A 21,739-nucleotide genomic window follows, 5' to 3' on the forward strand; every position below is an offset into this window, starting at 1 on the left:
CGCAGCATTAAAAAGTAGCGGTGCTATTACTGATGATGAATATGTGTTGTTAAAAAATAGTATTTTAAGTAAATAGCAGATACAGAAAGGATTAATCGATGAGCGTTCGCAAACAAAGCAGCGGCAAATGGATGTTTGAAAAATATTTAGAGGGAGGGCGACGAATTCGTAAAACGTTCGCTACCAAAGGGGAAGCGCTGGCGTATGAAAGCTATATTGAAGAACAAGCAGCAACTAAACCATGGGTTGCAGAAAAGCAAGACAGGCGTTGCATGTCTGACTTGGTTAATATTTGGTACCAGTCCCACGGGCAAACATTAAAAGACGGTGAGCGAGTAAAAAAGATACTTGAGTTTATTTGCCAATCAACCTGTGATCCATTGGTCGATGATTTTACTACTAAAACATTTACAGATTACCGTAAAAAGCGCATGAATGGAGAAATTTACAGAACGGATTCAGTAAAGACGGTATCATTACGCACATTAAACCTTGAATTGGTTTATCTTCGTGCGATGTTTAATGAATTGTCAAGGCTAGGAGAGTGGGATCGCCCTAATCCTGTTAAAAATATCAAACAGTTTAAAACTGATGAATCAGAAATGACATTTTTATCTAATGAACAAATAAAATCCTTACTAGATGAATGTGAAAACAGCAACGTTAGCAACCTGCTGCTAATGGTGAAAATTGGATTATCTACAGGAGCAAGGTGGTCAGAAATAGCTAACCTAAAACTATCACAGATAACACCTTATAAGATAACTTATACAAAAACGAAAGGGCGACGCAATCGAACCGTTCCAATCACAAAAGAGCTTTACGAACTGATTCCAAAAGATAAAAATAAAGTATTTAACGGCAGTCATGAGCGAGCCTTTGAAAGAGCTATTGAAAGGGCTGGAATTGAACTACCGAACGGACAATTAACGCACGTATTACGTCATACTTTTGCCAGTCATTTTATGATGAATAGCGGTAACATATTAGTATTGCAAAAAATACTTGGTCATACAGATATTAAAACAACCATGCGCTATGCCCATCTAGCGCCCGATCACCTAGAAGAAGCTACAACACTAAACCCGTTAATTAATATTAAATAAATGGCGGTAAAATGGCGGTGGAGCTAGCTTATATTGCTGTTTATTCGTGTTTATTATGTTTTTAAGTGTTTGTTTTATTTGTATGTTGTTGTTTTTTAATGGTTGATTTCAGTATTCAAAATCCGCCGCCCTTAAAAGCGTGTCGGTTCGAGTCCGACCACTGGCACCAATTCAATCCATAAACTCGTTCTTGCTACAACAGTTTTGACGATAACAGTTCCTGCGATAAATATTTGCAGCTGACTTTGACAGCGTTTTAAAAAATAAGCAAATATTACAAAAATAATTCATTTAATTTGAAAGTAATACTTTCCTAAAAAGTTAATCATACTTTTTAAATATCGTCGACTTATCCTTATATTCTCTTCTTATATCTTTATTCGCACACATGATAAGGAATATCTAAGTGATTTGGATTTTATTTTATCATGCCGATCTATCACCAAATCCAGAATATCGTGCCACAATGTCAGCTTATTTGCGTTTATTAAACTCTGTTATCTGTTATCATCGCTTAGATTAAGTCGCTAGGCTCTCGTTTTATTTTACTGTGAATAAAATAATGTTGATGTGTTAAAGAATAATAAGCATGCGTTTCATGACAGATAAATATCATCATTTGATATTTATCTGCCATGGTTAGTTAGTTGGCGCCGGCATTAAGATATTTTTGCATCTCCTCAGCTGGTACCATTCCGCCACCTGTTGCCCAAACCAGATGAGTAGCATGTTGTAGTTGTTGCGGTGTTAATTGCAGACGTTGCTGATACTGTAAATCGTGATTTACTATGATAGCGCCTTTCATACCAGCAAGAGCCGAAGGTTCTAATTGAATATTTTCGGTTTGATTGAGTAAAGATAATAAATCATACATCTCTTGGTCTGACAACGTATAATAACCGTCTAACAAACGTTCCATTGCACGACCGACAAAGCCTGATGCGCGTCCTACCGCCAGACCATCTGCCGCGGTTAGATTATCAATACCGATATCTTGCACTGAAATCTTATCGTGTAAGCCGGTATAAACACCTAAAAACATACAAGGTGAGTGGGTGGGTTCAGCAAAGATACAATGGACATGATCACCAAACGCCATTTTTAAACCAAAAGCTACACCGCCAGGTCCGCCGCCTACACCACAAGGTAAATAAACAAATAAGGGATTTTCACGGTTAACGACAATGCCCATTTGGTCAAATTGTTGTTTTAGACGTTCGCCAGCAACGGAATAACCCAAAAAAAGGGTTTTAGAATTTTCATCATCGATAAAAAAACAGCTAGGATCCGACTCAGCGGCTTTGCGACCTTGCTCGACAGCGACGCTGTAGTCATCTTCATATTCGATCACATTTACACCATGAGAACGTAACTTCTGTTTTTTCCATTCTCTTGCATCAGCTGACATATGAACACTAACATTAAAACCCAATTTGGCGCTCATGATACCAATCGATAAGCCAAGATTACCCGTTGATCCTACCGCAATACTATATTGGTTGAAAAACTGTTTAAATTCATCAGAAAACAGTTTGCTGTAGTTATCTTCATAAGATAATAAACCTTGCTCAATGGCTAATTTTTCTGCATGCGTTAAAACCTCGTAAATACCTCCGCGTGCTTTTATTGAGCCGGAAATAGGTAAGTGGCTATCTTTTTTCAACAGTAATTTACCAGCAATATTTTGATTGTAACGTGCTTCTAAGGCTGTTTTCATATGATCTATTTCAACTACATCAGATTCAATAATGCCTTTTGTTGCTAAAGTTTCTGGAAAAGCAATGGCTAAATAAGGGGCAAATCGTTTTAAGCGATTGCTTGCCTCGGCAATATCTTGTTGATCAAGTCCCACATAATTTAATCCTATTTCTAATGTTGTAATATTAGGATTAAACCAGTAACAGGGTTCAAGTTTAATCAGTTTATCAACTAAAGGATTATCTTTGATAAGACATTCAATTTCGATTTGATTCATTTTGACTCCTTATGTTGAATGATTAAATCATACCTGATAATAAAAATGTGCAAAGTAACGCAACGACGGAAGCGATAAAAGTAGCACTGGTATAATATTTGAAGATTTCGGTCATTGTTGCGCCACAATATTGTTTAACCAGCCAAAATAATGAATCGGTCACAATTGTACAACCAATTGCACCTGAGCCAATTGCTAATGTGATAATTTCGGGACTGACATTAGGATACATGCTAAGCATAGGTGATACGATCGCTGTGGCTCCCATCATAGCAACCGTTGCAGAACCGACCGCAGCATGCAAAATAATGGCGACGAGCCAAGCTAATAAGATCGGATGCATATCTAATTGCGATAATATATTGGCTAAACTATCACTTAATCCACTGGTTTTTAAAATACTGTTAAATGCGCCTCCAGCTCCGATGATTAGCAGAATATTAGCAATAGATGAAAAGCAATTTTCGGTATGATTTAATAATTTACTCATCCCTATATTGCGTCTAAGACCTAATACATAATAAGCGACAAATGCACCAATAAACATTGCAGTAATAGGGTTTCCAATAAATTCCAGCGCTGCATACAAGGACGTAGTCTTATCAATATTTAACTCTGCTGTGGTTTTGATCAGCATTAATATTATGGGTAATAATACTGTAAACAGCGTGGCAGCTAAGGAAGGTAATTCGTCTTCGGTACGCACTTTTAAATCAGAAAACTCTTCAGGGACTTTTTTAAATGGCATCTTATTTTTAATGATTCGTAAAAAAATGGGCCCTCCCACTAATGAGGCAATAAGTCCAATTAATAAGCCATATAAAATCACACTACCAATATCTGCCCCTAAAGCATTAGTAACATATAATGCGGCGGGATGAGGAGGAACAATACAATGCACGGCCATTAAAGCGGTACATAATGGAATAGCTAACATTAATAGCGAAGTCTGCGTTTTTTTGGCTATTGAAAAAGCTAAAGGAATAAGAAGCACTACGCCTACTTCAACAAATAGGGTAATACCACAAATTAAACCCACTAATACCATGATGACTTCGGGAGATAACCAACGACATTTTTGCAAAGTTATCCCAATGCGTTCTGCTGCACCGGATACTTCCATCATTTTGCCTAGAATCGTACCTAAACCAATTACGGCAGCCAAAAAACCAAGTGTTCCACCGATACCATCTTCAATTGCACTTATCATTGTTAATGGTTTCATGCCCATTAATATGCCCACATAAAAACTCGATAATAGCAGGGCTAAAAAAGGATGAAGCTTCAATTTTACAATACTGATAACTATTAACAAAATACTACTAATCAACACACCTAAAACCCATATTTGTGAATCCATCAAGAGCTCCTGTTCAATTAAAAAGTAGGGGGGATATTAGATTTTATGCACTCACGGCTGACAAATGATAAATAATCATGTTTGCATGAGTTGAATTCAGTTGAAAAAGTAGTCTGTATAGTGAAATTAATGATTAACTAATTAAATTTAATTGATTAAATTTAATTAAGCAAATGACATAAATAAGTAAAGAAAGTGCATAAAATGTGCAATAATGATCATTACATTACTAAAAAATGAGTTGTTTTTGATTATATATTGATCTGATCAATAAGGTTGAGCATTTTAAACTGACGCTTATTTTATCATTAGTCTATTGACGTAATATGTTTATGACTTAAATAGGACAACAAATGGGTACAAGATGCATTATGGGATTGGATACCACAACTCATTGAATCATTCGTATTTCAATGCATTTAACACTAATTTAAATACATTTGAATGTCCTTTTCGGCTAGGGTAATAAATGTAAAAGGGTTCGTAAGTAATAGCAAATTCTGTTAATAATTCTATCAAACTACCTTCAGCTAGTTGTTTTTCAACATTGGGTCTACCTATCCAGGTAATGCCTAAACCATCTAATGCAGCCTGTTTGCGTAAATGATTGTTAATCGCAAATTGGGATGAAGGTTGGTACTTAATGATGTGTCCTTGATCTGTAAATTCCCATGTTAATTCTGTTGCGTGCTGGGCTGAAATGCGAAAACCAATTAGTTGATGCTGATCCAAATCTTTAATACATTTAGGAATCATTCTATTTTTAAGATAATTGGGACTTGCTACTAAAGCCATTGTTAAAGGTTCTGAAATTTTTACCGCAATCATTTCTTTAGGAAGATCATCACCAATACGACAACCCATATCAAATCCCTGCTTAACAATATCAACCCAATTGTTATCGCAAACAATTTCTATTTTTACTTGAGGATAATTTTTTAATAAAGGTATCAATTTAGGATAAATAATACTTTCAACCGCAAGGCTCGCGGCATTGATTCGAATTGTTCCGGAAGGTGTATTAAGAAACTGTCCTAATGCGCTGACTTCGTCATTAATTGATTGATATAATGGAGCTAATTGTTTGTAAAGCTGCTCACCAGCTTCCGTAAGAGACATACTGCGCGTGGTACGATTAAAAAGTCTTAAATTAAGGCGTGTTTCTAAATTTCGCATACTATGACTGAGTGCTGAGGATGAAACACCTAACGATTTAGCCGCTTTAACAAAACTCTTTGCTTCAGCGATAATAATAAAATAATTTAGCTCATTAAAGTTATGCATATTGACCGTATTGATGAATTTAATTCATGATACTATAAAAGAATCGCTGGTTTATCTCAATGACATTTCGTTTTAGAATAAATTTAACAATGTTCAATGCTCACTATTACAACTAGGTTGGGAAAAAGAGGGGATATGATGGAATATGTAAAACTAGGCAATACCGATATTGAAGTGTCACGATTTTGTTTGGGCTGTATGAGTTTTGGCGATCCTGCCAGTAAAATGCATGCATGGACACTTAATCCAAGTGAGAGTGAAGCGATCATTCAGCATGCGTTAAATTTGGGTATCAATTTTATTGATACAGCCAATATTTATTCAGCAGGAACCAGTGAAACGTATTTAGGTCAAGCAATCAAAAAAAATATTGCTCGTGATAAAGTTATTTTAGCCACCAAAGTCTATTTTAATGACGGTCACTTATCAAAAGGGGCAATTGAAAAAGAGATAGACGGATCACTTAAACGGTTAGGTACGGATTACATCGATTTATATATTATACATCGTTTTGACTATACCACACCAATTACAGAAACAATGGAAGCATTACATAAGTTGGTTCAAATTGGAAAAGTTCGAGCACTAGGTGCTTCTGCGATGTATGGCTACCAATTTTATAACATGCAACTTGCTGCTGAGCAAAACGGTTGGACGAAATTTGTCTCGATGCAAAATCACTATAATTTATTGTATCGTGAAGATGAAAGAGAATTAATTCCAATTTGTAAACAATTTAATGTTTCATTAACACCTTATAGTCCTTTAGCTGCTGGTCGTCTTGCTCGATTAGAGTGGACGACTGATACGTTACGTAGTAAAACAGATAAAACCGCTATCGAAAAATATGATAGTACCCAACAAACCGATACTAATATAGTAAAAAGAGTACATGAACTTGCTGAAAAATATGGCGTAACAATGACTCAAATAGCATTAGCATGGCAGTTTGCGAAAGGTGTTACCTCACCGATTATTGGTGCGACAAAAACGAAGTACTTAGATGATGCAGTTGGGTCGTTAAACGTCTTGTTAACCCCAGAGGATATCACTTATCTTGAAGAGTTATATATTCCTCATCGAATTGTAGGCGCATTATAAGTGAGCAAGTAGGTCAATTCTCCTTAATAGCATTATCCAGTATTAGGGAGAATCATATTAAATTAGCTTATTTGCACACTTTTAATAGTCAATTTTTCGTGAATTAAAATAAGTAAAATTCTCATTCATTTTTAAACAATATGACTTCGTCCAATCACCTTGTTCATTATATCCATAAAAGGAACATCTTTTTGTCTCTGTTGGTTTGGACTCTTTGTCATCAAAAAATTTAATGATAACTTTATCTAATTGATTTTTATCGTTATATAAAAATATCTTTTCTTCGCTTGACGTGTAAATATTGGCTAAATCCATTTTTAAGATATAAGTATTAACAATTCGAGAAATATTTCCATTTTCATACTGAATATCACTGATTGTCGATGGATTGGAAATACGCTCGATTTTTATTATTCTATTTTGATCATCATAAGTTGAAGACCATTCGATCTTTTTGGCTAAATCTTCTAAATGCAAAAGATTCTGCTTATCATCCAATTCCATATTTAAATCCAAATCATATTGATTATCTATCGAAAAATGGCTTTTTTTCGTCGCATAGTCGTTTGTGATCTTCACATGATCAATATCAACTGAGACAATGAAACCTCTATCATCTGATAGATATTGTTGGCGATCGCTGCCAATAATCTTTTGTTGCTTAATCAGTTTTGAATACGGAATATTCTCAACACTACTAAACAATAAATAGTTGTTAGTGAGCTCAACATTACTCAGTTTTTCATTTTTATTACAACCAAATAGAATGATTGATAAACCACATACGAAAATGATCCTTTTCATTGCTGTTTCCTTCATTAGTCATAGTATTCGAAAGAGCGTAAAATAAATCGCTTTGTTTCTTCTTGTTCGTTTAAACAATATAATTTTGTCCAATCACCATACTGGTTAGGATCATCGTAAACGCAGTTTAATTGCTCTGTGGGGATTAATTGATTGTGTTCATTGCTTTCATATTGACCATTTTGAGCAATAAAAGCATGTTCGACGCTATTAATGAGCTGCTTTTCTGTATTATAAAAGTATTGCTTTTTATTGAGGTAAAGTGGAACGATATTTGCTTCATCTGTTTTATCAAAAATTTCATAGTCTCTTTCAACAACTAATTCATTTTTATAAGTAATTTGATTAATAAATAGATAATTTGAACCACCAATAATGCTGTTTTCAAGTTTCACAACTCGTCCTTGTTCGTCATAGGTTGAGCGGATAACTTCGTTGCCGGATGAGTCAGTTATCGAAACAATATTTTGTTTATCATCAACATTAATTTTGTATTTTGAAAGTTCCTGATTTTTGATCATATATTGTGACTGCTGATAATCAAAATAGACTTTTTTATCGTTCAAATTGTAAAAGGTGATCAAACCATCTGCGTTCGTTTCAATCGTACCAAAATAACTTCCTTCAAACCGCTGCTTTTTAATCAGTTTTGAGTGAGGAGCAACATCATATTGACCATTATTAATATAATTATTGATGATAATTTTAGAATCGCTTTGCTTATTATCACATCCTAACAAAGTCAATAGTAAGCAACTATAGATGAGGGGGATTATATTTATTTTCATGCTTTTTAATCCTTTATATTTATTTGAACGTCCTGAATGACGAATATATTTAACCACAAATAGATCAGCGATTAAACAGAAAATTTATATATCTTAATCGAATAATGATATAAACTTTAAGTATTATCAAAATGAAAGCTTGATAATTATAATCCTAAATATCCTATCGTTATAAAAATAACACACATTAACAAAGAGTTATATTTTGTAAATATTGCAAACACAATCCAGAAGGAATGATAATGAAAAAATATTTATATTTACCTACCTTAATATTATTGGGGCTCGTGTTGATAGGTTGTGACACAGACAAAAGCAAGGACATAAAACAATCAGACAAAAAAGAGATCATAGTTGGATTACCCCCTAGTATGCACAACATTTTAATGGAGCGAGTGGTTAAGCCCGAATTAGAAAAAAAAGGCTACAGCGTCAAACTGGTCAATTTTAGTTCTTTGCGGGATGCCAATACCGCGCTGGTTGAAGGGAGTATTGATATGAATGCTGCACAGCATCAAGATTATCTTGACGTCTATAACAAAGAGACCCATAACGACCTTGTCTCATTAGTACACATTCCTTCCATATCTGCCGCTCTATTTTCACAGAAACATCATTCAATCAATGATATTGCATCCAATCAAATCATTGCTATCCCGAATGATCCCTCCAACACTTCTCGATCATTATTGTTGTTACAAAAAATAGGTTGGATCAAGCTTAAACCAGACACACAATCAGGCATAATCACCTTAAATGATATTATAGAAAACAGCTATAATTTAAAATTTAAAACGCTTTTATCAGAAATTATTCCGCGAGTACTTGGCGAAGTTGATTACGCAATTATGCCAGGGGGTGTGGCATGGTTGAGTAAAGTGCCAGCTGATAATATATTAATTCAAGAAGAATTATCGCCCAATTTAGAGCTAATGGTTGTCGTTAAAAAAGAAGATCTCAACACGGCATGGGCAAATGACGTTAAGCAACTTTACCAATCCGATAAACTTAAAAAATTTATTGAAGAAGATCCGGACGCTAAAGGTCGATTTATTTGGCCAAAATAGGATAGTTAAAAAACAACCAATATCTTTAGGTGGATAAAAGATATTGGTTTTATTATCAAATCTAATCATTTAATCTTATCAGCATTTGAAATTTACCTTCGCTCCATTTTGCTTTAAAGTTATTTTCAACCCATTAAATAACAGCTAATCATGCTATGTTAAGTTTTTTAGGGTTATAAAGTAACATTAGGTTCTATTAAACAAATCGTTATTTTTTTCACTTAACATTATTTAAATCTAAAAAATTTTTTTAATTTTTTATTAAGAATATTTATTCCAATATTTACAATTTTTTCTTTTTTTTAATTTATTTATCTTATTGATTATAAATGAAATATTTGTAATTTTTGCGTGGTGTTTATATATGATTGTGGTAAAATCGCAATCCCCAAAAAAGATAAAATGAAATAAAAGTAATGACTAAAATTAAATATTTTTTAATTGTTGTTTGCAGTTTGGCTTTAGTCGGCTGTTTTGTACCAAGTAAAATTCAAACTATGATCGATAATCCAACTTCGAACGAAATAAACGTAACCATTGATGGAACTGAACACGTTATTCCTCCAGTTTCAAAGATCGCTTACTCTTTTGAATTTGGTAAACATACTCTAGTTTATAACCAAGAAACTTTAAATATTCTGGTAAAACCCAATCGAAAGAATGAACTTAATATCATTAATCCAACATTAAATAATTACGTAATAATGAACTTCTATTTTATCGACGAAAAAATGAAACCTGCTGATTATGGTATGCTACTAATGTCCAAAAAATCAAGTATGACCACTGTATCAATAATGTATGATGGAAAGGTAAAGGAAATAGAGTTACCTCTTAGTGTGACAAATGACTTATTTATTGATCAAAGCGAATATTGGTGGAAATATGATCTTGACAAACCTGTACCAGAGAAAATAACGATCAGGGACTCTACCAAATTCTCGACGATAAAAAAAATATACCGGGAAGCGGAGTTTTGGAAAATTGCGCCAGAATATGTAGAAGAATTAGATGATTATGATATACCTTTAGATAGAGTACGTTTTGTTGAACGTACACCTGAATTAAACAAATTACCGACGTTTTCTATTCCTGATATTGCTTTAAATTCTATCGCTTGTGAACAAGGACGTAATGATATTCAAGCAAAACTCAATAATTGGCAGCAAATTTTAACCTTAACAGGAAGTGATTTTAGTGAAGGTTATAAAGATTTTAAATCAACAATAATCGATGCCAACACCGAAGCTTTCAAAAATTGTGATGGTTATAGTGAAGCACTAAATGATATTGCTGATGCACTCGAATCAATTAGCGATTTGAATTTTGTTATCTTGCAAGAATAAAAGGAATTGAAGTGTTGATATAAGCATTAAACTTCGTCTTTTTTGTGTTAAGGCATAAAATAATTTTACTCATTTTATGTCTTAATTTTCAAACAATAATCAATAAAAAATCTATTTTTATAAGGAATACTTCGTTGATTGCTGACTGATTCGTCATAAAAAACACTAACCTAGATAAAAATATATTGATATACATCACAAAAATCAGAAAAAAATATTTTTTTAAACCTCAATCAACCTCATACTAATAACCAATCTTAATTAAAGAAAGGTATATCATTATGATTAAAAGGAAATTAAAATTAGCAGCCATTATCAGTAGTTTTATCCTAAGTACTTCAACTGTTTTTGCTTCAATTGACGATGTGAAAGACCTTAAAATCATTAGTTACAATGTCTATAATGGTATGAAATTAGACGAAACAGACGGAAAACAGAAATTTATCGAATGGGCAAAAGCACAAGATGCCGATATTATTGCTTGGCAAGAAATGAATTTTTTTACTCGTGAAAAGCTTGAAAAATTTGCCGCAAGTTATGGACATAAATATGCGGTATTATTGAAAGAAAAACCTGATGATGCCGCTTTTTTCCCTGTCGCCATAACGTCAAAATATCCTATAGTCAATGTTGATAAAGTCGTGGATAATCTATGGCATGGTGCGCTGTATGCTGATATTGGCAACTATCATTTTGTTATTACCCATATGAATCCATTTTGGACAGAAAAAAGAATTGATGAAATGAACTTAATTATCGATTCAATCAAATATAGCCGTGATCCAAATGGTAAATGGATTATTGCTGGTGATTTAAACTCTTTTTCACCTGCGGATAAAGAAACCTACGATAAAAGTAATTTGTTAAACGATATCAAAGAAAAACAGAAAAAAAGACCGATATTAGAAAATCTTGTTAATGGACAATTAAGTTATACCGTTCAACAAAATTTATTGGATGCAGGGTTTATTGATGCGTTGAAAATTAAAAATAAAGAATTTATTGCGACAGCGCCAACCAAAGTATTTTACGATCAAGCTTCAACACCGCTGCGTTATGATTATATTTATGTGTCCCCCCCATTAAAAAACGACGTTATTGAGGTTAAAGTCTTAAAAGACGATTTTACGGATAATTACTCTGATCATTATCCTGTACAAATGATCATTAAAAATAAATCATCACAACCATAATAGTGAAAGCCATGTATCACTGCATGGCTTTTATCAGTCATTTTTATATGACAGTATTTTCCAATGATAATCATCAAGTTGTGATTGTGATCGCAACATGTCCATTTAAATTCAATTAATATCAAAAAGAGCATCGAATAATCTAACTCGAATTGATGAAATCAAAAAAGCTGTAGGATAAAAATATGAAGAAAAATTGTTTAGTACTGATTATAGTGGGTTTGTTTTCGTTATTTTCATATGCATTGGCAACAGAAGATTTAGTGATATCACAATATCAACATTCGCCGAATAAAGTGTATACCGGTAAAGATCAACCAGAAATTACCATTGCAAATTTCAACATTGCAGGCGGGCTTAGAAAGCATAAGGTTAATTTAGATTTAGTTGCTAACGCGATTAAAGCAATGGATGCGGATATCATAACTCTTGAAGAAGTCGATCAAAATACCACACGTAGTGATGGCTTAGATCAAGCAAAAGTAATAGCAGAAAAAACGGGCATGTACTATCTGTTTGGCAAAGCAACGGACATGAAAGGCGGTAATTACGGTAATGCCATATTGTCTAAATATCCAATAGTAAAAAGTAAAACTTTTTTGTTACCCTCTGGTGATTTTGAACAACGATCCCTGATGTTAAGTCAAATTAATGTGCCGGGTTTTGATTCGCCAATTTATGTGTTTAATACTCATTTTGATTGGCATGAAGAAGATGAGGTAAGAATGTCACAAGCACGTTTTATTAATAGTATTGTGTTTGATGATCAGGACTTAGATGATGAATTTCCAAATTTAGTATCTGGAATTATGGTCTTATTAGGCGATTTTAATTCTGTTAAAAATGATAGAGTCATTAAAGAGCTTGAAAAATACTGGACATTGGTAAAACAAGAAAATGTCGATACTCGCACTTGGCCAGCAGGAAATCCTGGATTAGATTTAGATCATATTTTTACAAGTCGAAATCAAATATGGCAAGTTGAGCAATTCATTATTCCCAATGATGGCAATGAGTGGAATGGTATCAAATGGCCACTTGTAAGCGACCATATCCCAGTGATTGCTAAATTAAAATTGATTGAGCAATAAAAAAAGGAAATGGGCATATAGCCCATTGTCTTTTAGCATTCATTTTAGTTTAGCAATAACATAAATATAAACTAGCTCGCTGATTAATTCGATAAGTGTTTGTGTTACGATGATTGCCGGTAAAATGGGTATTGCATTAGGTATGGCTAACGCTAAAGGTAAAATGACTAGCGCATTTCGAGTACCGGCACTAAAAGCTATCGCTCGACTTCCTGCGACGGAAACATGAAAACAACGACCAATAAACCATCCAACTAAAGGGGCGACAATAGCAAAAATTATATAAAATGGAATAACGGATACTACGACTGATAAATTACCCTTCAGCTGAGGTAGAACTGCCAAAATAATGATAAAAAGCGTTAATGCCGTGGCTGGAACGGGTAACATATTTAACCCATATATCATTTTTTTGCCTGTGTGATTTCGTACAGCCCAGACTTGCATTAAGGTCGCTAAACAGAAAGGAATGACCATTAACCAAATAAAAGCATGGATAAAGGGTTGGAGGTGAATGAGCTGGTTGACCTGTTCGCCAATCATAAAAGTTAAGTATACAGGCAGTAAAAACATTTGTAACAACAATAATAAAGGTGTTGCCATCAATAATAAACGGGCATCTGCACGTCCAAGATGAGAAAAAGTGACAACATAATCAATACAAGGGGCAAGTAACACAAGTAATACGCCCAGTCTAATGAAAGGCTCGGAAGGTAGAAATAGCGCTAATAATCCAACCCCAACAGGTATAATAACAAAATTTGTTATAAGTAATGCCAATATAAATCGCTTATAAGACCAAAACGGTTTAATCTCAGTCACAGGAACTTGTAAAAAAGTGACAAATAACATGAATGCTAATACTGGATTGATAAACATGTCGAATATTGAGGTGTTGTCTAAACAAAATACCAGACCAATAGCTATCATTACCACAGAAAAATAAATAGCTATCTGATTTTTTTCTAAGTTATCTTTGATTTGTTGCATAGTGTCATTATTCATTAGGCAATAACGAACAGATAGCATATCAGAAATCAACAAATTCAAAGAATGTAATATTCATGCCAATAGATACAAACAGTTATCATTGTATTTCGATTCAATTCAAATTATTCGATTAATTATTTAGTTCAAATAGCTCATTTATTGACAGCATCTAAATGGAAAATACCTTGGATTTATTATCCATATCACTATTTTGCTTAAATTTATCACTTAAAATCATTATAGCATTGACAACAACTGAATTTTTGTTGAACTACGCATTCAAATTGGCAAGCATTTATCAAAAATGCGATCTTTGTCACATCAGATAATAAAAGCAAATTCGCTGTCTAATTATCAACGATCTTTCATTGTTGAACTCGGTACAAACAATCATATCTCTATTTTAGGGAAAAAATAGCATTGTATTTCAATATGAAGCCAAATTAGCTTTTCATTTTGAGACAAATAAAAGCTTTTTTTAACAATTTCAATCGACCTGTAATCTGTAACCAAGATCACAATTTATCATCATTCAAATACCTATACTGATATTTATATTTCGGTCAATTCTTTTGTCGAATTTTTATCAATCAGGAGGTCGTAATGAAAACGTATGTCAAAAAATGGATCACAATTGGGTTACTCAGCGCATTTGGTTTATCTGTTGATGCGGTGTGGGCTAAAGAATATCAATTAACAGGGCAGTATACCCAAATCACGCTATCTGATAGTGGCAATCAACAAAGCGTCACATCGTTTAATATTACTAATCCCGTAACTAATGATTCAATCACTGTTAATACGCTATTTGAGATCACGCTAAATTCGGGGCAAAAATTGACCGATAAAGATTTTCACTTAGATAATTTACAACAAAAAGACAATCAAATTTATTTAAATTTCAGTGGTCATGATATTGCGATTCAAACCCTATTGATTCTCAATGATGATAAACATTTTGCCAGTTATGAACTGCAAATCACCCCTAAAAAACAGGCACTTTCAATGTCAGACGTTTCTATAATGCCGTTTCATTCTCAAGCGCCATTTGTTTACGGCTCCGTTGTCAGTTCGCCGATTATTAGTGATACCTTTTTTATCATTCCCGAAAATCCATTAACCAATACCGTTGCCTATGAAGGTGGTGTGTTGCAAAAAATTCCGCAAGCTATCCCGTTACAAGTCAATCACACCTTGAGTTACAAAACCTATATTGGCACTTATGAAAAAGGGCAATTAAGACGCCATGTAAATGAATTTATTAATCAAGTTCGCCTGCGACCATATAGCCCGTACTTACATTATAATTCTTGGCTAGATATCGGATTTTTTAATCCCTATACTGAAAAAGAAGCACTGTTACGAATCGAACAATATGGTCAAGAATTAGTTGAAAAACGTCATGTTACCCTAGATGGTTATCTGTTTGATGATGGTTGGGATAATTTAACGGGTAACTGGGGATTTGGTGATAATTTTCCGAGTGAATTTAAAAAATTAAAAACCGCATCAGAAAAATATCACGCCGCGCTGGGTATTTGGTTGTCACCTTGGGGTGGATACAATAAACCACGTGATACTCGTGTTGCCAATGCATTAAAACTGGGTTATGAAACCATGGATGGCAAACTCGCCTTATCAGGCCCTAAATACTATGCTAATTTTCATAAACGAATTTTAGAATTAATCCAAAATCAGAACATTACCATGTTCAAACTCGATGGAACAGGTAATGCAGATAAAGTGATCGCCGGCAGCCAATTTACCAGTGATTTTGATGCTGCGATTCATTTGATCCAAGATATGCGTAAAGCTAATGATCATTTATATATTAATCTAACAACTGGTACACAAGCGACGCCGTCTTGGTTATTTTATGCCGACTCTATCTGGCGAGGTGGCGATGATGTCAATTATTATGGACCCGGTAGTAAAGTTCAACAGTGGTTAACTTATCGTGATGCGGAAACCTATCGTTCTATTGTTTTAAAAGGTCCCTTGTTTCCATTAAATTCACTTATGCTGCATGGTATTGTATACGCTAAACAAGCAAAACATTTGCAACAAGAAACCGAAAATGACTTTGCTGATCAAGTTTGGAGTTACTTTGCAACAGGAACGCAATTACAAGAAATGTACATTACGCCTGAACTGATGACAACAAACAATTGGGATACGTTAGCATCGGCTGCTAATTGGGCAAGAGATAACCAAAACGTCTTATTCGACACTCATTGGATTGGTAAAGATCCCACAAAATTAGGGGTATATGGTTGGGCGGGATGGACGCAAGATAAATCCATCATTACTTTACGCAATCCGTCAGATAAACCGCAAATTTATTATCTGGATTTACAAAATGATTTAGAGTTGCCGGCAAAGGCAAGTTCACATTTTAAAATCAACATTGATTATCACAGTGAAGCTTATGCGCAAAAACCAACGAGTGTGGAAAAAACGGCATTAATCACTCTTGAGCCTTTCGAAACAGTTGTCATGTCGCTAATTCCACAATAATTACAATATGCCTTGTCTGCAAATACAAGGCATAAAATTAGGCTCAAAATAGTCGTTTGAAATGTCAAAGTTTAAAACGGGCTTAAAACGAATGGAAAAAAATAATCTAATGAAACTATTTACAATAGTAAAAAAGCTCATGTTGAACTGATATAATTTTTTCATTCAGGTTTCCTGCTTATCTGATAGGGAACCTGAAAATTAACATCAAATCGATACGACGTTTTTAACATCACTCTCCATTTCGTTGCTTTATTTTGATAATAAACATGAAAACACTAGGTTGTTTTAACCGTTAAATAAAAATAATTTTGTTAACGTTTTCAACCAAAATTTATACATATTTTTCTGTCTATTTTTTGACAAACCCAATATACTTGCCAAACCTATATTTGATAATGATTATCATTATTATTTGTAAGGTTAAATTTAGAGATGTGTTAAATGATTTAATTGTTTTTTATGAAGGAATGAAACATGAGTTATAAAAAGGTAAGTATCTTATTACTCTTTATGAGTTTTTCTTCACAAGCTGAGTCTGTGCTTGAAGATAAAGATACAAAGCAAAATATTGATAAACCGAATAAACCATTAACGAAGAACAATATGGTCAATCGTGACGATATAGACGATGTGATTACTGTCATTGCCGGCTCATCAACGCAAGATGAATTAAAAAAAATAAATAGTGTTATTGCGGGACGATCAACACTTTCATCAGGGCTAATAGAACAAAAACAGTCCGATAATGTTGCCGAATTGCTCAATACTTTACCCGGTGTGAGTGCTGCTGGTTCAGTTAGGCCAGGGGGGCAAACCTTAAATATATGGGGTTTTGGTAAAGTTGAAGATGTCAAAATTATTGTAGATGGTGCACAAAAAGGATTCCAAAAATATCAACAAGGATCGATTTTTGTTGAACCAGAACTTCTTAAACAAGTTGAAGTTAACAAAGGTCCACACGATGTGAAGTTTGGAAATGGCGGCTTTGGTGGCGTGATAAAAATGGAGACTAAAGACGCGATTGATCTGCTTGACCCCAATCAATACCTTGGCGCATTAATCAAATACAGTTTTCATTCAAACAATCATCAAAATATGGTGACTGGTGCAGTTTATGGTCGAACACAAGATGACATGTTTGATGGTCTTATTTATTACACCAACCGAGACAGCGGTAATTTTAAACGCCCTGATGGCTCGAGATTTGAGTTTTCAGAAGATGACATGGATTCCTACATGGCGAAACTCAATTTTAGACCCAATGAAGAACACACTTTCACTCTATCAGGTATACGTTCAAAACGGGATTCATGGCAACCTTGGGCTGCCAAATATGTCGAAAAAATGACACCTCCAACCGCTGCACAAATTAAAAAATATGGATATAAAGCAGCTTGGTTAAGAAAATTGGTAAAACGTGATCAACAAGATGAATCCGCCCAATTTAAATGGAATTATCAGCCAACTTATAATCCGTTAATTAATTTGACGTTACACACCACTTATTCCAAAACCAAACAACATGATACTCGTCCTAATAAATACAATCCGGTGGCTTCATTAGGGACAATGGGTAACGAAAGTTGGGTTAGCTATACCGATAAAACTATCGAGCTTGAAAATGTCAGTATTTTTAACACCGGCGCTATCGATAATGCATTAAAAATTGGATTACAAGCACATCTACATGATCGTGATACGTTAATGTATTACAAAAACTATGCTAAAAAGCCAAATTATCACAATGGTTATTTCCAACCGGCTTACATGCCTTCTGGTAAACAGCAAACTTATAGTTTTTATATTCAAGATGAACTTTCGATTAGTGATTTTGTCTTATCACCCAGCCTTCGATACGATTATGTCCGAAATCACGGTAAAAAGAATTATGCTTCAGCGTATAACGATCCCGATCCTCGTTATGGTCATGACTATTCACCCGTGACCTATTCAGGTTGGACACCACGCTTTGGATCCTATTGGCAAACCACCCAAAATGTCGGATTTTTTGGGGATATCAGTTATGCATGGCAAGCACCAACAATTGATGAAAGCTATGAAGTCCAGTTCACTCCTAAAAATGGAGGAAGCGGTAAAATTTCGGCAACCAGCCGTCATTTGAAAAAAGAGCGGAATTTATCAATTCGAATTGGGAATATTCTCGATTTTAATAATTTAATACTCGAAAATGATAAGTTACAAGTTCGTAGCACGTTATTTAGACAGCGTGTCACCGATGAGATTTTTGTTACTCGAGGATTCAATGGATCAATATGCGGTCCAGGCAAAGCGTGTCCGCTTGGGCAGGCAAATTATCGTAATATTCCAGGTAAAATGATTGTCAAAGGTTTTGAACTTGAAACGTTTTATGACAGTAAATATTGGTTTGCAAGTGCCACTTACTCAATTCAAAAAGGCGAACGAGATACAGCACCACAAGCACCATGGATGCATCATAAGACCTATGTCGCAACGATTGCACCACGCACCGCAACATTAACAACGGGGTTTAAAATTCCGGACTGGAATGTGAGAGCAGGGTGGAATGCCCAATTTGTACGAAAACAAGATCGCACAGGATTAGAAGATAGAAATCATGACGGATTAAATGATCTGGGCGCTTATGGATTAGGGCGATCGTCGGGGTATTCAATACACAATCTTTTTGCGAGTTGGCAACCGACTTTTCTGCCTAAAGCCGAAATTAAGCTAACCATTGATAATCTATTTAATAAAGATTATCGACTTTATTTAGGCGAAAACACTTATGGACTCGCCCGAAACTTTAAAGCAAGTGTTTCATACCGATTCTAAACTTCATTTAAATGTGAATACTGCCAGTTTACTGGCAGTTTCAATAAGTCATCAGTGCTGAATCTATCTACCATTTGCCTGCCGTTGAGCCACCGTCAACGACCATAATTGTACCGGTAACAAAATTAGAATCTGTTAAATACATGACGGCATTGATAATATCTTGAACCTGTCCAATCCGATTGACAGGAGCCATAGATTTTAACACTGCTTGAACTTCGGGATCGGTAGGATGCATTGGGGTCTCAATAATGCCAGGTGCAATACCGTTAACCATAACATGGCTTGATGCTAATTCTAATGCTAAACCTTTAATGGCACTATTAATACCGCCTTTGATCATAATCGGTAATAAAGCTGGTATAGTCAAATTAGGTTGCATAGCAATGGCAGCAGTAATATTAATGATATGTCCTGACTGATTGGCTATCATATGTTTAGCCGCTGTCTGAGCAGGGTAGAAAAACCCTTTAAGGTTGGTATCAATTAGAGTGTTTAGATCATCTTGCGTATACTCAACGGCGGGTTTAGATATAAATATGCCTGCATTATTCACTAAAATATCGACTTTACCAAATCTTGCAATAGCGTGTAAAAAAAGCAATTCTGCCGTTTGCGGCTTTGCAATGTCCCCAGCTACAAGTAATAAATTATCAGGTTCGCCTAATTTAATCGCTGCTTGTTCTAAACGAGCTTTATCTCGACCATTGGCAACGACATTGAAACCTCGCTCAAGATAGGCTTTCGCTATCGCAAAACCAATTCCACTTGAAGCACCAGTCACAATAACGGTTTTGTTTCCTTTATTCATCGAATTTTATTCCTGTTTTGTCTTTAAAAATACAAATAATTATATAAGAGTTGAATTGAAATAGAAATTCGATTGCAAAAAGTAAATTAATTGACAAAATTCTTTAGCAAACAACAAACAGCAAACAGAATGAATTCTATTTACTGCTGATTTGATTAAATCAACGCATAAGATATTGTTTCGATCGATTAATCCAAATCACTAAAAAGAGTGTGCGTCCTAAACTAAATAAAATATAGGAAAACCACAACCCGTTATTGCCCCATATTGGTACAAAAATAGATTGAGCGATTAACCAAAGTAAAAGGGCAAGGATCATAGAATCACGAATAGAAGATGTATAACTGATGCCTGAAAACACCCCGTAATAGATCAATCCACCAGCAACCACAACCGGAAAAATAACTAACCAATAATGGTATTGTAGACAAAGATTAATGATGTCATTTTGATTGGTTAATAATCGGATTATCGTGGTGTCAAAAGCAAACCAGATTGCAATTAATATCACCGGACAAATCACACACGCTTGCAGTGACCAACGCAAGGTTTGTTGGTATAACGCCATATTTTGGGTGCCTTTAGCTTTACCACTAAATACACTTGACGCATTAGCAAAACCATCAAATAAATACGCCATTAAGTAATGGATTTGAAACAGTACCGCATTGGCCGCCAATACTTCAGTACTAAAACTTGAACCAATCGAAATAAAATGATTCGTTACAACTAGCAGGCAAATAGTTCGAATCATTAAATTAGTATTAACTAAAATTACCCCTTTCAATGACTGCCAAGAAAGGATCGATTTCAAATCCGTTTTTTGTTGTGATTGGGGTAAATAGCGACCAATAAACCCGATCCCTAACAACGTACAAATCACTTGCGCACTGAGTGTTGCAAATGCCACGCCTTGAATATCCCAATGAAAACCCCAAACAAAAATGACTGCCATAATAATATTGAGTAAATTAATCAACACTTGCAAAAACAGCACGGCTTTTATTTTGGACATCCCCATTAACCAACCAACCAGCACATAGTTAATCAGTACAAACGGGGCTCCCCAAATTAAGATCGAAAAATAGATATCTGCGTAATGCCTAACTTCTTGATTCGGCTTGATGATTTGCATTGAAGCACCAAAAATAAATTGCTGAAAAACAATAAATAAAATGCCTAAAACAATCGCAATAAACAGGGGGCGAATTAACGAAGAACGCAGTAATAGAGGATCATCTAATGCTTGTGCCGCAAATCCGGTGGTACTCACACGTAAAAAACCAAATAACCAATAAATAGTATTAAAGATCACCGCACCAACGGCAATGCCTGCAATAAAAGCAGGATTGGGTAGATGACCGACCAACGCAGTATCAACCACGCCCAATAATGGGGTTGTAATAGTGGAAATAATAAAAGGGATAACCAATGCTAAATAATCGTTAAAACGATAACGTTTATTAACGGCGGATTGTGTTGTCATAGA

16 protein-coding genes are annotated in these 21,739 nt (G+C 34.6%); 8 read left to right on the top strand and 8 right to left on the bottom strand.

Annotated features, from left to right (window positions below; translation table 11 throughout):
• Positions 1-98 precede the first annotated feature (98 nt).
• On the top strand, positions 99-1,106 hold the full coding sequence (locus tag J3U35_RS03815) for a tyrosine-type recombinase/integrase (RefSeq protein WP_267359676.1): 1,008 nt from the start codon (positions 99-101) through the stop codon (positions 1,104-1,106).
• A gap of 643 nt (positions 1,107-1,749) precedes the next feature.
• On the opposite strand, the gene dsdA is transcribed toward J3U35_RS03815, so the two are convergent.
• The 3 genes from dsdA to J3U35_RS03830 form a co-directional block, all read right to left on the bottom strand.
• Positions 1,750-3,081, bottom strand: coding sequence for a D-serine ammonia-lyase (gene dsdA, locus J3U35_RS03820; protein ID WP_267350847.1), 1,332 nt, complete (start codon positions 3,079-3,081; stop codon positions 1,750-1,752).
• A 22-nt stretch (positions 3,082-3,103) separates the two neighbouring features.
• A complete protein-coding gene (dsdX, locus tag J3U35_RS03825; protein WP_267359678.1) occupies positions 3,104-4,441 on the bottom strand; it encodes a D-serine transporter DsdX in 1,338 nt (445 codons plus the stop codon).
• A gap of 399 nt (positions 4,442-4,840) precedes the next feature.
• Positions 4,841-5,725, bottom strand: coding sequence for a LysR family transcriptional regulator (locus J3U35_RS03830; protein WP_267359680.1), 885 nt, complete (start codon positions 5,723-5,725; stop codon positions 4,841-4,843).
• A gap of 138 nt (positions 5,726-5,863) precedes the next feature.
• On the opposite strand from J3U35_RS03830, the gene J3U35_RS03835 reads away from it, so the two are divergent.
• Complete coding sequence (locus J3U35_RS03835) at positions 5,864-6,826, top strand: aldo/keto reductase (RefSeq protein WP_411589890.1); 963 nt, start codon at positions 5,864-5,866, stop codon at positions 6,824-6,826.
• An 81-nt stretch (positions 6,827-6,907) separates the two neighbouring features.
• On the opposite strand, the gene J3U35_RS03840 is transcribed toward J3U35_RS03835, so the two are convergent.
• A complete protein-coding gene (locus J3U35_RS03840; RefSeq protein ID WP_267359682.1) occupies positions 6,908-7,630 on the bottom strand; it encodes a hypothetical protein in 723 nt (240 codons plus the stop codon).
• A gap of 14 nt (positions 7,631-7,644) precedes the next feature.
• A complete protein-coding gene (locus J3U35_RS03845; RefSeq protein WP_267359684.1) occupies positions 7,645-8,418 on the bottom strand; it encodes an RHS repeat domain-containing protein in 774 nt (257 codons plus the stop codon).
• A gap of 242 nt (positions 8,419-8,660) precedes the next feature.
• On the opposite strand from J3U35_RS03845, the gene J3U35_RS03850 reads away from it, so the two are divergent.
• The 4 genes from J3U35_RS03850 to J3U35_RS03865 all read left to right on the top strand — a co-directional run bounded on the left by J3U35_RS03850 (position 8,661) and on the right by J3U35_RS03865 (position 13,115).
• Positions 8,661-9,485: a MetQ/NlpA family ABC transporter substrate-binding protein gene (locus J3U35_RS03850; RefSeq protein WP_267350859.1), complete on the top strand. Its 825-nt coding sequence runs from the start codon at positions 8,661-8,663 to the stop codon at positions 9,483-9,485.
• A 416-nt stretch (positions 9,486-9,901) separates the two neighbouring features.
• The gene (locus J3U35_RS03855) at positions 9,902-10,831 is read left to right on the top strand and encodes a hypothetical protein (RefSeq protein WP_267359686.1); all 930 of its coding nucleotides are present in this window, start codon (positions 9,902-9,904) and stop codon (positions 10,829-10,831) included.
• Positions 10,832-11,112: 281 nt separating this feature from the next.
• Positions 11,113-12,024 (top strand): endonuclease/exonuclease/phosphatase family protein, encoded by a 912-nt coding sequence (locus J3U35_RS03860; RefSeq protein WP_220215092.1) that lies wholly within the window; start codon positions 11,113-11,115, stop codon positions 12,022-12,024.
• A gap of 185 nt (positions 12,025-12,209) precedes the next feature.
• The gene (locus J3U35_RS03865; RefSeq protein WP_267359688.1) at positions 12,210-13,115 is read left to right on the top strand and encodes an endonuclease/exonuclease/phosphatase family protein; all 906 of its coding nucleotides are present in this window, start codon (positions 12,210-12,212) and stop codon (positions 13,113-13,115) included.
• 39 nt (positions 13,116-13,154) lie between these two features.
• Here J3U35_RS03865 and J3U35_RS03870 read toward each other — a convergent pair whose 3' ends face one another.
• Complete coding sequence (locus J3U35_RS03870; protein ID WP_267359690.1) at positions 13,155-14,105, bottom strand: hypothetical protein; 951 nt, start codon at positions 14,103-14,105, stop codon at positions 13,155-13,157.
• A gap of 603 nt (positions 14,106-14,708) precedes the next feature.
• Here J3U35_RS03870 and J3U35_RS03875 point away from each other — a divergent pair.
• Both J3U35_RS03875 and J3U35_RS03880 read left to right on the top strand, forming a co-directional pair.
• Positions 14,709-16,622 carry an enterotoxin gene (locus J3U35_RS03875; RefSeq protein ID WP_324123830.1) on the top strand — a complete coding sequence of 638 codons (1,914 nt, stop codon included), beginning with the start codon at positions 14,709-14,711 and terminating at the stop codon, positions 16,620-16,622.
• A gap of 477 nt (positions 16,623-17,099) precedes the next feature.
• A complete protein-coding gene (locus J3U35_RS03880; RefSeq protein WP_267359692.1) occupies positions 17,100-19,439 on the top strand; it encodes a TonB-dependent hemoglobin/transferrin/lactoferrin family receptor in 2,340 nt (779 codons plus the stop codon).
• A 67-nt stretch (positions 19,440-19,506) separates the two neighbouring features.
• Here J3U35_RS03880 and J3U35_RS03885 read toward each other — a convergent pair whose 3' ends face one another.
• Both J3U35_RS03885 and J3U35_RS03890 read right to left on the bottom strand, forming a co-directional pair.
• On the bottom strand, positions 19,507-20,250 hold the full coding sequence (locus J3U35_RS03885) for an SDR family NAD(P)-dependent oxidoreductase (RefSeq protein WP_267359694.1): 744 nt from the start codon (positions 20,248-20,250) through the stop codon (positions 19,507-19,509).
• 160 nt (positions 20,251-20,410) lie between these two features.
• A complete protein-coding gene (locus tag J3U35_RS03890) occupies positions 20,411-21,736 on the bottom strand; it encodes an MATE family efflux transporter (RefSeq protein WP_267359695.1) in 1,326 nt (441 codons plus the stop codon).
• Positions 21,737-21,739: the final 3 nt, after the last annotated feature.

Origin of the sequence: Gilliamella sp. B2717 (genome assembly GCF_026536675.1) — a bacterium.
GTDB classification, from domain to species: Bacteria; Pseudomonadota; Gammaproteobacteria; order Enterobacterales; family Orbaceae; genus Gilliamella; species Gilliamella apicola_I.

What these genes read in the sequence shown, in the direction of transcription:
- J3U35_RS03815 (WP_267359676.1), top strand. Translation starts at nt 99, where the DNA reads ATGAGCGTTCGCAAACAAAGCAGCGGCAAATGGATGTTTGAAAAATAT.
- dsdA (WP_267350847.1), bottom strand. Translation starts at nt 3,081, where the DNA reads ATGAATCAAATCGAAATTGAATGTCTTATCAAAGATAATCCTTTAGTT.
- dsdX (WP_267359678.1), bottom strand. Translation starts at nt 4,441, where the DNA reads ATGGATTCACAAATATGGGTTTTAGGTGTGTTGATTAGTAGTATTTTG.
- J3U35_RS03830 (WP_267359680.1), bottom strand. Translation starts at nt 5,725, where the DNA reads ATGCATAACTTTAATGAGCTAAATTATTTTATTATTATCGCTGAAGCA.
- J3U35_RS03835 (WP_411589890.1), top strand. Translation starts at nt 5,864, where the DNA reads ATGGAATATGTAAAACTAGGCAATACCGATATTGAAGTGTCACGATTT.
- J3U35_RS03840 (WP_267359682.1), bottom strand. Translation starts at nt 7,630, where the DNA reads ATGAAAAGGATCATTTTCGTATGTGGTTTATCAATCATTCTATTTGGT.
- J3U35_RS03845 (WP_267359684.1), bottom strand. Translation starts at nt 8,418, where the DNA reads ATGAAAATAAATATAATCCCCCTCATCTATAGTTGCTTACTATTGACT.
- J3U35_RS03850 (WP_267350859.1), top strand. Translation starts at nt 8,661, where the DNA reads ATGAAAAAATATTTATATTTACCTACCTTAATATTATTGGGGCTCGTG.
- J3U35_RS03855 (WP_267359686.1), top strand. Translation starts at nt 9,902, where the DNA reads ATGACTAAAATTAAATATTTTTTAATTGTTGTTTGCAGTTTGGCTTTA.
- J3U35_RS03860 (WP_220215092.1), top strand. Translation starts at nt 11,113, where the DNA reads ATGATTAAAAGGAAATTAAAATTAGCAGCCATTATCAGTAGTTTTATC.
- J3U35_RS03865 (WP_267359688.1), top strand. Translation starts at nt 12,210, where the DNA reads ATGAAGAAAAATTGTTTAGTACTGATTATAGTGGGTTTGTTTTCGTTA.
- J3U35_RS03870 (WP_267359690.1), bottom strand. Translation starts at nt 14,105, where the DNA reads ATGCAACAAATCAAAGATAACTTAGAAAAAAATCAGATAGCTATTTAT.
- J3U35_RS03875 (WP_324123830.1), top strand. Translation starts at nt 14,709, where the DNA reads ATGAAAACGTATGTCAAAAAATGGATCACAATTGGGTTACTCAGCGCA.
- J3U35_RS03880 (WP_267359692.1), top strand. Translation starts at nt 17,100, where the DNA reads ATGAGTTATAAAAAGGTAAGTATCTTATTACTCTTTATGAGTTTTTCT.
- J3U35_RS03885 (WP_267359694.1), bottom strand. Translation starts at nt 20,250, where the DNA reads ATGAATAAAGGAAACAAAACCGTTATTGTGACTGGTGCTTCAAGTGGA.
- J3U35_RS03890 (WP_267359695.1), bottom strand. Translation starts at nt 21,736, where the DNA reads ATGACAACACAATCCGCCGTTAATAAACGTTATCGTTTTAACGATTAT.